Origin of the sequence: Marinagarivorans algicola, assembly GCF_001292705.1 — a bacterium.
Classification (GTDB): domain Bacteria; phylum Pseudomonadota; class Gammaproteobacteria; order Pseudomonadales; family Cellvibrionaceae; genus Marinagarivorans; species Marinagarivorans algicola.
This window is the reverse complement of record NZ_LGAK01000015.1, coordinates 62,063-75,700: the sequence shown is the minus strand read 5'-3', so window position 1 is coordinate 75,700 and position 13,638 is coordinate 62,063. Positions and strand designations below refer to the sequence as shown.

The 13,638-nt window shown below is 43.9% G+C and carries 12 protein-coding genes; 2 read left to right on the top strand and 10 right to left on the bottom strand.

The window, feature by feature from the left end; all coding sequences use genetic code 11:
- Positions 1-99 precede the first annotated feature (99 nt).
- Positions 100-357, top strand: coding sequence for a hypothetical protein (locus AC438_RS06790; RefSeq protein WP_053980491.1), 258 nt, complete (start codon positions 100-102; stop codon positions 355-357).
- A 319-nt stretch (positions 358-676) separates the two neighbouring features.
- Here AC438_RS06790 and AC438_RS06785 read toward each other — a convergent pair whose 3' ends face one another.
- The 3 genes from AC438_RS06785 to AC438_RS06775 all read right to left on the bottom strand — a co-directional run bounded on the left by AC438_RS06785 (position 677) and on the right by AC438_RS06775 (position 5,529).
- The gene (locus AC438_RS06785; RefSeq protein ID WP_053980490.1) at positions 677-2,227 is read right to left on the bottom strand and encodes a SpoVR family protein; all 1,551 of its coding nucleotides are present in this window, start codon (positions 2,225-2,227) and stop codon (positions 677-679) included.
- A 15-nt stretch (positions 2,228-2,242) separates the two neighbouring features.
- Complete coding sequence (locus tag AC438_RS06780) at positions 2,243-3,517, bottom strand: YeaH/YhbH family protein (protein ID WP_053980489.1); 1,275 nt, start codon at positions 3,515-3,517, stop codon at positions 2,243-2,245.
- 89 nt (positions 3,518-3,606) lie between these two features.
- Positions 3,607-5,529, bottom strand: a complete 1,923-nt coding sequence (locus AC438_RS06775; protein WP_053980532.1) for a PrkA family serine protein kinase — start codon at positions 5,527-5,529, stop codon at positions 3,607-3,609.
- Between the two features lie 513 nt (positions 5,530-6,042).
- Between AC438_RS06775 and galE the strand changes: the two genes are divergently transcribed.
- A complete protein-coding gene (gene galE / locus AC438_RS06770; RefSeq protein ID WP_053980488.1) occupies positions 6,043-7,065 on the top strand; it encodes a UDP-glucose 4-epimerase GalE in 1,023 nt (340 codons plus the stop codon).
- Positions 7,066-7,162: 97 nt separating this feature from the next.
- Here galE and tmk read toward each other — a convergent pair whose 3' ends face one another.
- From tmk to fabD, 7 genes are all read right to left on the bottom strand, one after another.
- Entirely contained in the window at positions 7,163-7,795 is a 633-nt protein-coding gene (gene tmk, locus AC438_RS06765) for a dTMP kinase (RefSeq protein WP_053980487.1), read from the bottom strand.
- A 1-nt stretch (position 7,796) separates the two neighbouring features.
- Entirely contained in the window at positions 7,797-8,933 is a 1,137-nt protein-coding gene (mltG, locus tag AC438_RS06760; protein ID WP_082354012.1) for an endolytic transglycosylase MltG, read from the bottom strand.
- 11 nt (positions 8,934-8,944) lie between these two features.
- Positions 8,945-9,859 (bottom strand): aminodeoxychorismate lyase, encoded by a 915-nt coding sequence (gene pabC, locus AC438_RS06755; protein WP_053980486.1) that lies wholly within the window; start codon positions 9,857-9,859, stop codon positions 8,945-8,947.
- A gap of 4 nt (positions 9,860-9,863) precedes the next feature.
- On the bottom strand, positions 9,864-11,108 hold the full coding sequence (fabF, locus tag AC438_RS06750; protein WP_053980531.1) for a beta-ketoacyl-ACP synthase II: 1,245 nt from the start codon (positions 11,106-11,108) through the stop codon (positions 9,864-9,866).
- Between the two features lie 146 nt (positions 11,109-11,254).
- Complete coding sequence (gene acpP, locus AC438_RS06745) at positions 11,255-11,491, bottom strand: acyl carrier protein (RefSeq protein WP_053980485.1); 237 nt, start codon at positions 11,489-11,491, stop codon at positions 11,255-11,257.
- Positions 11,492-11,854: 363 nt separating this feature from the next.
- Positions 11,855-12,598, bottom strand: coding sequence for a 3-oxoacyl-ACP reductase FabG (fabG, locus tag AC438_RS06740; protein WP_053980484.1), 744 nt, complete (start codon positions 12,596-12,598; stop codon positions 11,855-11,857).
- A gap of 50 nt (positions 12,599-12,648) precedes the next feature.
- Positions 12,649-13,575 carry an ACP S-malonyltransferase gene (gene fabD, locus AC438_RS06735; RefSeq protein WP_053980483.1) on the bottom strand — a complete coding sequence of 309 codons (927 nt, stop codon included), beginning with the start codon at positions 13,573-13,575 and terminating at the stop codon, positions 12,649-12,651.
- Positions 13,576-13,638 lie beyond the last annotated feature (63 nt).

The following is a 13,638-nucleotide window of genomic DNA, read 5'->3' as shown; positions in this document are numbered from 1 at the left end:
CGGTTATATCAAACCTCAAGGCAAGACGAATCGGTACTTATATTAAATAAGGAGCAAACTATACTATAGGTAACAAGCATTTTGTCGACAGGGGCACACATGCGTATTACCCAAATCAGTAAACAGCTAGGTAAAAGCTTAGAGCACGAGCTTGCACATTTATTTATTGTACTTGGTGACAGTCAACTCCCAGAAGAGGCTCATACGCCAGGGCATGTAAACTCGATACGCCAAGGCATCAATACCCAAGGCTTGGGCGGTGAATATAACGCGAACGTTACCGATATGGATTCTGCTACCCATTTAAATACAGCGCCAAGTACGACCTCAAAGATAAAACAGTCGATAGCACATTAACAATACATTCGTAACGCATCAAGTCATGCGTATTTCCATGTCGTATGGCTGTACGCAATCAGACATCACACCTAAACAAGAAAGTCTAAAATGATCACCACCTGAGAGCACCAAAACTACTCAGCCAAGGAATCAATGACAACCACCGACCTTACAGTAAGTAAATAAAGTAAATAAAGTAAATAAAGTAAATAAAGTCTCAGCAAAAATAACCCGTTAATAAAATCAATCAAAAATAGCTAGCTCAAGTAGCTAATTCCCTCACATCCAATACCCAGCATACATACCTTAGTAATTCGCTGTTTAGGCGCGCGTTCTGTTATGGGCCGGTTAAATGAGGGGAAACCGTTGGTAGGGGTATTTGAGGTTGATCGGTGTGAGGGGCTGGACAATGAAATGTTTGCCGATGCACTCGCTCATCTATCGAATGTAAATGCACATCGAATCCCCAAAGTCGATGTATATGCTTAATCACTTCATTGGCACTTTTAGCCTCTAAGGGCATGCGGTTGTGCCGTGTATGATGAAGCGTTAACGAGCGATCACCGCGCACATCAACACTGTGTACTTGTATATTAGGCTCTCGATTACTCAAATTATACTGCTCAGATAGTGCTTCTCGCACTTTGCGATAACCACGGTCTTCATGAATAGCAGCAACATTAATTGTGTGATTTTTATCATCATCTAAAATACAAAATAGTTTCAAATCGCGCATCACTTTAGGTGATAAAAATTGTAAAATAAAGCTCTCATCTTTAAAGTTACGCATTGCAAAATCAAGGGTTTTCAACCAATGACTACCGGCAATATCGGGAAACCATTTTTTATCTTCAGCTGTTGGATTTTGACATATGCGCCGAATATCTTGCATCATACTAAACCCTAAGGTGTAAGGGTTAATACCACTATAATATTGATTATTATAAGGTGGCTGGTACACAACAGCACTATGCGATTGCATAAACTCTAACATAAAGCCTTCAGTGATTAAGGCCCGATCGTAAAGCTCATTCATAATAGTATAATGCCAAAAGGTGGCCCACCCTTCGTTCATGACTTGCGTTTGTTTTTGCGGATAAAAGTACTGCGCCATCTTACGCACAATGCGTACTATTTCACGCTGCCAAGGCTCTAGAAGCGGAGCATTTTTTTCAAAAAAATATAATAAATTTTCTTGTGGCTCAGAAGGAAAGGTCGGTGTAGCTGTTTGTTTTTCGGTGCTTATATCATTAGGAATCGTACGCCATAAATCATTCACTTGCTTTTGCAAATAAGCTTCACGCTCTTGCTGTCTAGCCTCTTCTTCATGCTGTGATAGTGGATAAGGCCTTTTATAACGATCTACGCCATAGTTCATAATTGCATGGCAAGAATCAAGTAAATCTTCAACGGCATCGACCCCATGCTGCTCTTCACATCGAGCAATATAATTCTTAGCGAAAACCAAATAATCGATAATCGCCGAGGCATCTGTCCATGTTTTAAATAAATAATTACCTTTAAAAAAAGAATTATGGCCATAACAGGCATGCGCAATGACTAATGCCTGCATCATCATAGTGTTTTCTTCCATCAAATAAGCGATACACGGATCCGAGTTAATCACTATTTCATAGGCCAACCCCATTTGTCCACGCTTATAGCCCTGCTCAACACCTAAAAACTGCTTACCATAAGACCAATGATTATAGCCAACAGGCATACCCACCGACGCGTAAGCATCCATCATCTGCTCTGAACTAATAATTTCAATTTGATTAGGATAGGTATCTAATTGAAAATCATCAGCAATAACACTGATTTCTCTATCGTAACGCTGAATTAAGTCAAAGGTCCACTCAGAACTTGTTGATATATAATTGCTCATACTTTTACTCTCTTATTAGGCTGCCTGTTTTTTAAATAAATCTCTAAACACAGGATAAATATCAGCAACTGATACTAAATGACGCAAAGCAAAGGCTTCTGGAAATTGCTCCGATACTTTTTCGTAGGCATGCCATAGCGCCTGCCTATCTCGAGGCGTAATCTCAATATAAGAAAAGTACTGTACAGCAGGCATGATATTCTCGGTCAGCAATTGATAACATTGATGAGAGTCATCGTTCCAATTATCGCCGTCAGATGCTTGTGCCCCATAAATATTCCATTCCTCAGGCGGGTAGCGATCTTTAATGATTTGATCCATTAATTTTAATGCGCTCGATACAATCGTACCACCAGTTTCTCGACTATAAAAAAATTCCTGCTCATCTACCTCTTTAGCACTGGTATGGTGACGAATAAAAACGACATCTGTTTTTTCATAATTACGCTGCAAAAATAAAAATAATAATAAAAAAAATCGCTTCGCCACATCTTTAGTTGCCTGATCCATAGAGCCTGATACATCCATCAAACAAAACATAACAGCACGTGACTGTGGCACAGGATATTTCACCTGCAAATTATATTTAAGATCAAAATCATCTAGCCAAGGTACACCTTTTATTTTGGCTTTAAGCTCTGCTATCTGTGCTTGTAACTTAAGCGAACAAGTATCTTCTAATGCATCGTTAGCTGGTGTGATATCAGCTAATTGCTCCTCTAAAACCTTTAATGCTTTACGTTTTTTCCCCGTTAGCGCAATACGTCTTGCGTTGGCTGATCGCAACGTACGTACAATATTCACTTGCCCAGGGCTTCCTTCATGGCTCACGCCTGCACGATGCGTTTTAAACTCTTCATTACCCGCAAGTTGGCGCTTAACTAAATTAGGTAACGCCAAATCTTCGAACATAAAATCTAAAAACTCTTCTTGTGTAATCTGAAAAACAAAGTCGTCATCACCTTCACCCGAGTCGCTGGCTCCATCACCATGACCACTTCCTCCAGAACCGCTTTGCGGACGTTTAATTTTATCACCGGTAATAAATTCATCATTGCCAGGTAACACTCGATCACGTATACCACCTTCACCATGACTAAAAGAAGGCTCACTAATATCTTTTGAAGGTATCGATATTTTTTCGCCAGAGGCCATATCAGTAATTGAGCGCTTATCAATGGCATCGGATACTGCTTTTTTAATATGGCCGCGATAACGCCTCAAAAAACGCTCCCGGTTAACGGTACTTTTATTCTTCGAGTTTAATCGTCGATCAACTATATAGCTCATAAGCTCTCCAGCTCAAAAGCGCAATGCAACCTATAGCATTGCGCTCACACACAAATGCGCACCATGCGCGCAAAAAAATCTAGGGAAAATCATTGTGATTTACGTACACGCAAATACCACTCAGATAATAATCTCACTTGCTTTTCTGTATAACCGCGATCAACCATACGTGCGACAAAATCCTGATGCTTTTTACTATCTTCTTTGCTTGATTTTGCACTAAAAGATATCACGGGTAGTAAGTCTTCAGTATTTGAGAACATTTTTTTCTCAATTACTGTACGCAGCTTTTCATAGCTATTCCACGCAGGATTCTTACCATTATTATTGGCACGTGCACGCAAAACAAAATTGACAATTTCATTACGAAAATCTTTAGGGTTACTAATTCCTGCTGGCTTTTCTATTTTTTCTAGCTCTTCATTTAATGAGACTCTATTCAATATTTCACCAGTTTCTGGATCCCTGTATTCTTGATCTTGGATCCAAAAATCAGCATACACCACATAGCGATCAAAAATATTTTGTCCGTATTCGCTATAAGATTCTAAGTAAGCTGTTTGAATTTCTTTTCCTATAAATTCAACATAACGCGGAGCTAGGTACTCTTTAATAAATCTGAGGTAACGTGATGCAACATCTTCAGAATATTGCTCTTGCTCTATACGCTGCTCAAGAACATACAGCAAATGCACTGGATTAGCTGATACCTCGGTAGCATCGAAATTAAATACTTTAGATAAAATTTTAAAGGCAAAACGCGTAGACAATCCATCCATACCCTCATCAACTCCTGCACTATCTTTATATTCCTGTAAAGACTTAGCTTTAGGGTCGGTATCTTTTAAATTTTGTCCATCATAAACTTTCATTTTTGAAAATAAATTAGAATTATCTGGCTCTTTTAAACGTGATAATACGGTAAACTGTGCAAGCATTTTCAACGTATCAGGCGCACATGGTGCATGAACTAATGAACTATTTTCTAAAAGTTTTTCATAAATATGAATTTCTTCTGTTACTCGTAAGCAATAAGGCACTTTAACAATATATACGCGGTCAATAAAAGCTTCGTTATTTTTATTGTTTTTAAAAGCTTGCCATTCTGACTCGTTAGAGTGAGCTAAAACCACACCTTCAAAAGGGATTGCACCTAATCCTTCAGTACTATTAAAATTACCCTCTTGCGTAGCCGTTAATAATGGATGCAATACCTTAATAGGAGCCTTAAACATTTCAACAAATTCCATCAATCCCTGATTAGAGCGGCATAAGCCACCTGAAAAGCTATAGGCATCAGGATCATTTTGCGGGAACTCTTCTAGCTTACGAATATCAACCTTTCCTACCAGAGATGAAATATCTTGATTGTTTTCATCTCCAGGTTCCGTTTTAGAAATAGCTACCTGATCTAAAATAGAGGGGTATACCTTTATTACTTTAAACTGGCTAATATCGCCACCAAATTCATGTAAACGCTTAACGGCCCAGGGTGACATTATTGTTTTTAAATAACGGCAGTCAATACCATAATCTTCTTCTAAAATAGCGGCATCCTCTTCGGGATTAAACAAGCCTAAAGGTGACTCAAAAACAGGGGAGCCTTTAATACAGTAGATAGGTTGCTTTTGCATTAAGCTTTTTAATTTCTCAGCCAGTGACGACTTACCACCGCCTACGGGGCCTAACAAGTATAATATTTGCTTCTTTTCCTCTAAACCTTGAGCAGCATGCTTAAAAAATGAAACAATTTGCTCAACAGCTTCTTCCATACCGTAAAAGTCTTCAAATGCTTTGTAGCGCTTAATAATTTTATTAGAAAACATTCGACTTTTACGTGGATCACGTGAAGTATCGACAAGCTCTGGTTCTCCAATCGCTAACAGCATTCGCTCGGCGGCACTGGCGTAAACAGAGGGATCTTTTTTACAGAGATCTAGGTATTCTTGAATACTTAGCTCTTCTTGCTGTGTTTTTTCATAACGCTGCTGATAGTGATTGAATATAGACATATCGACTTCCTCGCTCTCGGAAAAACCGTACCCGCGCATCACTCACGCTCAAATATTAAACACGTTTACGGACGTTAATTTATGATAAACGCTAAAAAAGTAACTCTTCGGGGGTACCCAAATTGGGTGCTAATAAATCATTGCCTGAGCCGCTCAAGCAATCTATGGGTGCGATATAAGCACTCCCGGTGTTATATAGCGCCCAGAAAATAATTCATCAGTACCCTATCAGGTGAAATTATTCAGCTTGACTGAGTAGTTACCTAAAAAACGTGATAAGTGTGACTTAAAAATAGCCTACAAAACATTACGACACAGAAAAAAAGGCATATTTATGGCAGCAAAATTACTATTTCAACAATGCTATTTATTACGTCAAAATGAACAGGCTACGACATAGCCTTTTAATACCTTAAAATTTCTTTATTTTTGCAATAAAGAGCTTAGTCCCTCTTTTACACTCCTCTTCGTAAAGAAGCTGTGCCATAATTATAATTTGCCCAAGGAAACCCCATGAAAATACTAGTCACCGGTGGTGCAGGCTACATTGGTAGCCACACCCTAATTGAGCTGATTGCCGCTGGTTTCGAGGTGTGTGTAGTCGATAACCTGTGCAATAGTAGCCAAGAATCACTCGCGCGCGTAGAAGCGATCACCGGTCAAACCATTGCGTTTTATCAGCAAGATGTTACCGATCGCGCAGCATTACGCAGCATTTTCAAACAAGAGGGGAATATTGAAGGCGTCATTCACTTCGCTGGCTTAAAAGCCGTTGGCGAGTCCAATAGCATTCCGCTGCGCTATTATCATGTGAATATTGAAGGCAGCGTAGCGGTAGCCGAGGTGATGAATGAATTTAATACCCAGCATCTCCTTTTTAGCTCATCGGCAACGGTGTACGGCGACCCACAAACGGTTCCTATAAAAGAAGACTTCCCAACAGGCGCTACCAACCCTTACGGACGCAGCAAGCTAATGGTCGAAGAGATTTTACACGATGCCTGCAAAGCCCCTAACAACTCGTTAAAAGTAGGACTCTTGCGCTATTTTAACCCTATTGGTGCGCATATCAGCGGCACAATAGGTGAAGATCCAAAGGGCATCCCGAACAACCTACTCCCCTTTGTTGCGCAAGTGGCTGTAGGCAAACTGCCTCAATTGCGGGTTTTTGGCGACGATTACAATACTGCCGATGGCACCGGTGTTCGCGACTATATTCATGTCGTTGATTTAGCACGTGGCCATGTGGCAGCACTGAAAAAGCTGATGACCAATCAAGCAGGCAGCTACACATGGAACTTAGGGACAGGCCAAGGTAATAGCGTTTTAGAGGTTGTAAAGGCGTTTGAAAAAGCCTGCGGAAAACCCATTCCACTAGAAATAGTAGCACGCCGAGCGGGTGATATAGCCGCTTGCTATGCTGATCCAAGTTTCGCCTTAAAAGAGTTAGGCTGGCAGGCAGAATTTGATATCACACGTATGGTTGAAGACACCTGGCGTTGGCAGTCCAATAATCCAGACGGGTATGCCAGCTAAACGGCGTGCAACCACTCGGCCCTAGACACTAGGGCCGACGGCTAGGTAACGTGCGAGGCTAGCAATCGAATGTAGCCATGCACCTTCACCACGTAATCTAGCACGATGAGCGATTAAGCTCGCGATCCAATATTTTAAGTAAATCTTGTTGTACCGCCTCAAGCTTTTGCCCGGCATCAATGACCGCATAAGCATCAGGGTTAGCCGCAACTCTATCTAAATAGCCCTGACGCACACGCTCAAAAAAGGCAATATCCTCTTGCTCAAAGCGATCGAGCTCACCGCGTAAACGCGCGCGTTCTAACCCTACGCTCACATCAACATCCAGGTATAAGGTTAAGTCGGGATGCAAATCACCTTGAACTAGGTATTCCAACTGAGTGATTGTGCTTAAATCTAGACCCCGCCCACACCCTTGATAGGCATAAGTCGCATCGGTAAAGCGATCACTCAGCACCCAAACACCCGACTCTAACGCAGGCTTAATGACTGTATTTAGATGCTGAGCACGCGCTGCAAATATCATTAAGAGCTCAGCGGTTGCATCTACCGCCTCGCTTCGATTTGCCAAAAGTAGCTCACGCAGCGACTCTGCCAATGGCGTCCCACCGGGCTCACGAGTTGCTATAAAAGGGATTTTATTATCCGCCAACCAGCGCTTGACTAAAGCAATATTAGTGGATTTACCCACACCTTCGGTGCCCTCTACGGTAATAAAACGACCGCGCATATTACTGACCTTGTATCATGTGTGAACCAACCGATGAATAATCGCTTGAAGACGATGAACGGCTTGAAGACGAGATTATTGCAGGCTGCTCGGTGGCTTTTTTAGGCTGCGCCCGCGACGTATAATCGGTGCGGCGATTCAACTGATATTGGCGTACCGCCTTGTTGTGCGCCTCTAGAGTATTCGAAAACTGGTGACTGCCGTCACCTTTAGCCACAAAATACAAAGCTCGGCCGCTCGCAGGGTTCACCGCAGCGGCTAGGGCTTCACGCCCAGGATTTGCAATAGGCGTTGGCGGCAGCCCTCTAATAGTATATGTGTTGTAGGGTGTCGGTGTTTTTAAGTCGGTGCGAGTAATATTACCCTGATAATGGTCTCCCATACCGTAAATTACCGTAGGATCTGTTTGTAGACGCATATTTTGATGTAAACGGCGAACAAAAACACCTGCTATATCTGAACGCTCATGCGGAACGCCCGTTTCTTTTTCCACAATAGAAGCCATAATTAACGCTTCGTAAGGGGAATCATAAGGCAATGACGGTTGTCGTCTGGCCCACTGCCCAGCAAGTTCAGCCTTCATTTTTTGGTGGGCTCGTCTTAGCACATCTAAGTCACTATCGCCTTTTTCAAAACGGTATGTATCGGGGAAAAACCAACCCTCAGGATTTGGGTGATCAATACCCAGCTGCTCAGCAATATGTGCAGGTGTCATTGCTCCTGTTTTTTGCTCAAGTTTTGTTTGTGCAGCTAATATTGCCCGCCACTCGCGCAACGTTAAGCCCTCGGCAAACGTGGTGTTATACGTAATCACCTCACCACCTTGCAAAAGCGTTAATAGACTCATTGGCGATTCATAAGGCTGCAATGCATACTCGCCGGCTTTTAACGTTGCAGGTTGAAAAAAGCGTGCGTACGCACGCCAAACTAAAGGCCAGCGCAGTAAGCTTTGCTCTTTTAACTTAAAGGCCACCTGCCCCAAACCTAAGCCTTTATCTACCACAACAATACGGTTGCGCTCAGCAACAAACGCCTCTGTATGCAGCCAATGCCAAAAATACCCTCCAGCAAGTGCAAGCATAAGCACACACCAGACCACCAAAGCCAATAACACGCGAAATAAAGACGATTTAAACATGATAAAACAAATCAACATAAAGAAAGATAACGCAGCCAAGCGTGCTGCAGCTCGGTGCTAATAGAACCTACAGGCCACTGTAAGTGCCTGCCGTCCAATAAAGTAACCTCTGTGACAGGCCAAATACCGCGCACACTATTGCCGATAAACACTTCGGTCGCCATCGCCAAATCATTTTGTGTGAGTACTTGCTCACTCACTTCTAAGCCTAAGTTAGATGCTATTTTTTGCATAACAATTTCGCGTAACACTCCTTTAACACCACACTGATCCAGTACTGGTGTTCGCAGTACCCCCCCCACAACGCAAAAAATATTATGCGCTAGGGATTCGATTAGACAGTCATGAGTATCAAGCAGTAAAGGAATACTACCCTCTGAGCATTGCTGCGCCGCCAGCACATATTCCAGCCGATTTAAATGCTTAAGGCCTGCCAGTAGCGGCTGCCTAGCCAAGCGCACATCACTCACAGTTAAGTGCACTCCAGCATACTCATTACCGGCCACGGGTGCCGGCAGAAATTGCCACAACACATTCACCGGAGCATGCGATGCAGGCGGCGCATAACCACGCCCCCCTTGGCCACGCGTCACAATCAGCTTAATCAGACTGCTTGCACCGTTTGTTGACACAGAAGGGAGTTGCTTTAAAAAGTGCTGTAAATCTTGCTCAAGGCTATCAGCAAGCACAGGCAAGCCCAAGCGTTCACAGCCCAACAATAGGCGCGCCTTATGATAAGACCAACACGGCAGATGGGTACCCGACACGCTCGATGTCGCTGATTGACTTAAGAGTAAGCACGTTTCAAATAGGCCATCGCCGTAGGCTAAGCCACGATCTTGAACCGGCAGCTGCCCACGCAGCTGACCGTTCAACTGCCATAGCCCCTTCGCAGCAAACGTGCGGCAAGAAGGGCTAACAGCCACCGGCCTACGCCTTCACTCTCGCCAGCACCAAGGTACCATTGGTGCCCCCAAAACCAAATGAATTACTTATGGCTACATCAATAGGCATTTTTTGCGCCGTATGAGCAACAAAATTGAGGTCACAACCGTCCTCAGGTTCATCCAAATTAATCGTGGGCGGTGCTACTTGATCGTGAATCGCCATAGCCGTAAAAATCGCTTCAATCGCGCCAGCAGCACCCAATAAGTGCCCGGTCATTGATTTGGTTGAACTAACCGCCAATTGAGAGGCGTGATCGCCAAACACGGCTTTAACGGCTGCACACTCAGCCTTATCACCTGCCGGTGTCGATGTGCCATGCGCATTAATGTAATTCACTTGACTAACGTCAATACCGGCATCAGCTAAGGCATTACTCATCGATTTAGCCGCGCCAGCGCCATCTTCGGGTGGCGACGTCATATGAAAGGCATCACTACTAGTACCAAAACCGGCCAACTCCGCATAAATTTTAGCGCCGCGGGCTTTAGCGTGCTCATATTCTTCAAGCACTAACACACCGGCACCATCACCCAATACAAAACCATCACGGTTTTTATCCCAAGGTCGGCTGGCTTTTGTGGGCTCGTCGTTGCGCTTAGACAGTGCACGCGCCGCACCAAAACCGCCAATTCCTACAGGTGTTGTGGCCATTTCTGAGCCGCCACAAACAATCGCATCAGCATAACCAAACATAATTTCGCGTGCAGCAAGGCCGATGGCATGCGTACCAGTGGTACATGCAGTCGTTATTGCTAAGTTCGTGCCTTTAAAACCGTATTTAATCGACAAGTTACCCGCAATCATATTAATGATTGAGCCCGGCACAAAAAATGGTGATACGCGACGCGGGCCGCGCTCTTTGATTAAAATAGATGTATCCTCGATCGAGCCTAGACCACCAATACCTGAGCCAATGACGCAACCTATGCGTTCAGCATCTGTATTCTCTATACTCAACCCAGCATCTTCAATTGCTTGAATACCAGCCGCCATACCGAACTGAATAAAAGGATCGTTTTTACGCGCTTCTTTTTCAGTCATGTAGGGCGATAGGTCTAGGTTTTTCACCGAGGCACTAAATTGTGTGGCAAATTGACTCGCATCAAAATGCTCGATCGCACTGACGCCACTTTGGCCGTTAAGCACAGCGCCCCAAGACTCAGCAACCGTATGCCCAACAGGGCTTACCATGCCCATCCCAGTAATTACTACGCGCTTGCGATTCACATCAACCCCCAATTCGATCCAATAAAAATACACCCAAATACAAGAAAAGCCGTGCTATTCACATAGACGGCTTTTCGGGCGACAACTCAACGTTGTAAGTTTAAAGCCTAAATAAATTAAGGTTAAGCGTTAAACCCCATTAGCAATTAAGCTAAGTTTTCGTTGATATAGTTGATAGCCAACTGAACAGTAGTAATTTTTTCTGCTTCTTCATCAGGAATCTCAGTTTCGAATTCCTCTTCCAAAGCCATTACCAATTCAACAGTATCCAGTGAATCAGCACCAAGATCTTCAACGAAAGAAGCTTCAGTTTTTACTTCGTCTTCTTTAACGCCTAATTGCTCGGCAACGATTTTCTTTACGCGTTCTTCAATGCTGCTCATGTTATTTAGTCACTCCAAAGTCACTTTAAATGGTAAAAATTAATAATTTTCAAAAATCAATACAGTTCAATTTGTGGGCACTAGAGTCAGTATGACTCTAACAAATTGCGCCCAAACTTGCCATCAAACCAAACACCTGCCAAATACTTTGAATTTACATTGATACTCTTGTAAAACTCAACGCTTTTAAGTCTCAAAATAAAAGCACTTAAAAATCAGCAAGGCAAACAGAGGCGCGCATTTTAGCGCGATTTTCACAAGGTTGTAATCCGCAAGGTGCAATTTATTAGTCATAAGCAATTTTTGTCTTTAAAAACAACAAGTTAAAAACAAAAAAACAACCCCAAAAAAACCCATAAAAGCCTACTGCATGTACATTCCGCCGTTCACCTGCAGAGTTTCACCGGTCATATAGGCTGCTGCATCACTACATAAAAAGGCAACAACACTGGCAATTTCTTCCGGTTGACCTAATCGACCTAGGGCAATTTTGCCTTCTAGCATCTTGCGCTGCTCTTCTGGTAACTCGCGCGTCATATCGGTATCAATAAACCCTGGAGCCACCGCGTTAACGGTAATATTGCGTGAGCCGACTTCTTGCGCCATAGAGCGCGCAAAGCCTGCCACACCCGCCTTAGAGGCCGAATAGTTAGCTTGACCGGCGTTGCCCATGCAGCCCACTACCGACGTAATGCAAACCACACGGCCCCAGCGCGCCTTTAGCATGCCGCGTAAACATGCCTTCGTCAGGCGGAAGATCGAACTTAAATTGGTATCAATAACATCAAACCATTCATCATCAGTCATACGCATGAGGAGGTTGTCTTTAGTGATGCCCGCATTATTCACTAATACCGTCACGGCACCATACTTTTTAGTAATAGCGCCTAATACCTCGGCAATCGACTCAACACTGGTAACATTAAGCACCATGCCCTCGCCTTCATGCCCTGCCGCACTAATGCGCTCACCAATGGCTGTCGCGCCTTTTTCACTTGTTGCTGTACCCACAACAATATAACCGTCAGCACCTAACTTATGGGCAATGGCCGCACCAATACCGCGACTAGCGCCGGTCACCAATGCTACGCGTTTTACTTCACTCATAATCGACTCCTCAGTCGTTATTTTGTTATATTTTTATCCCTGAGTATTTATTACTGCGTCGCCAGAGCCTCTAAAGTGGCCAAGGGTAGGCATGTCAGTGTTTTATTAATGCGCTTATTCAAGCCCGATAGCACCTTGCCAGGGCCACACTCCACCAAGGTTTGCACACCCATATCGGCTAAAGTATTTACCGAAGCAACCCAAGGCACCGGCGAATAAATCTGCGCAATAAGGCGCTGTTTGATAGCCTCTGGGTCAGACTCAACCGAAACACCGACATTGTGTAATACAGCAATAACAGGGGTATTGAATACCGTTTGCTCAATGTGCTTGGCAAGATTGTCAGCAGCCGGCTTCATCATTGAAGTGTGAAAAGGTGCGCTCACCGGTAAAGGCAGCGCACGCTTGGCGCCAGCGGCCTTACATAAGGCCATTGCCTCTTCTACTGCTGCGGCTTCACCGGCAATGACTAACTGCCCTGGCGAGTTATAGTTGACCGTCTCCACTACACCTATCGATGAGGCTTTTTGGCATGCACCTTCAACCGCAGCATCATCTAGCCCAATTATCGCCGCCATTGTGCCCACGCCAACAGGTACAGCTTGCTGCATGTATTGGCCTCGCAGGTGCACAAGCTTAATGGCCGCGGTAAATTCAATCACGCCAGCACAAACCAATGCTGACCACTCACCCAAGCTATGGCCAGCCAATACCGCTGGCTGCACTTTGCCTTGCTTTTGTGCAATACGCCATAACGCAACACTGGCAGCCAGTAAAGCCGGCTGTGCATTTTGCGTGAGATTTAATGTCTCTTGTGGTCCCTCTTGTACCAATTGCCATAAATCAAACCCCAATGCAGTACTTGCCTGCGCATAGGTAGTCTCGATTTCAGCGTGAACTGCCGCAAGCTCGGCCAACATGCCAACGCTCTGCGAGCCCTGACCTGGAAAAACATAGGCCAAAGTAGAATCTGTCATGGTATTACCCTTAATAAAAAACACAAAAACAAAAAAGCGGATCGATCAATAACAGACCCGTAA

Excerpts from the sequence above, each read along its gene's own strand:
- mltG (WP_082354012.1), bottom strand. The coding sequence starts at position 8,933 with ATGTTTAAATCGTCTTTATTTCGCGTGTTATTGGCTTTGGTGGTCTGG.
- AC438_RS06775 (WP_053980532.1), bottom strand. The coding sequence starts at position 5,529 with ATGTCTATATTCAATCACTATCAGCAGCGTTATGAAAAAACACAGCAA.
- AC438_RS06780 (WP_053980489.1), bottom strand. The coding sequence starts at position 3,517 with ATGAGCTATATAGTTGATCGACGATTAAACTCGAAGAATAAAAGTACC.
- AC438_RS06785 (WP_053980490.1), bottom strand. The coding sequence starts at position 2,227 with ATGAGCAATTATATATCAACAAGTTCTGAGTGGACCTTTGACTTAATT.
- acpP (WP_053980485.1), bottom strand. The coding sequence starts at position 11,491 with ATGAGCAGCATTGAAGAACGCGTAAAGAAAATCGTTGCCGAGCAATTA.
- AC438_RS06790 (WP_053980491.1), top strand. The coding sequence starts at position 100 with ATGCGTATTACCCAAATCAGTAAACAGCTAGGTAAAAGCTTAGAGCAC.
- tmk (WP_053980487.1), bottom strand. The coding sequence starts at position 7,795 with ATGCGCGGTCGTTTTATTACCGTAGAGGGCACCGAAGGTGTGGGTAAA.
- fabD (WP_053980483.1), bottom strand. The coding sequence starts at position 13,575 with ATGACAGATTCTACTTTGGCCTATGTTTTTCCAGGTCAGGGCTCGCAG.
- galE (WP_053980488.1), top strand. The coding sequence starts at position 6,043 with ATGAAAATACTAGTCACCGGTGGTGCAGGCTACATTGGTAGCCACACC.
- fabG (WP_053980484.1), bottom strand. The coding sequence starts at position 12,598 with ATGAGTGAAGTAAAACGCGTAGCATTGGTGACCGGCGCTAGTCGCGGT.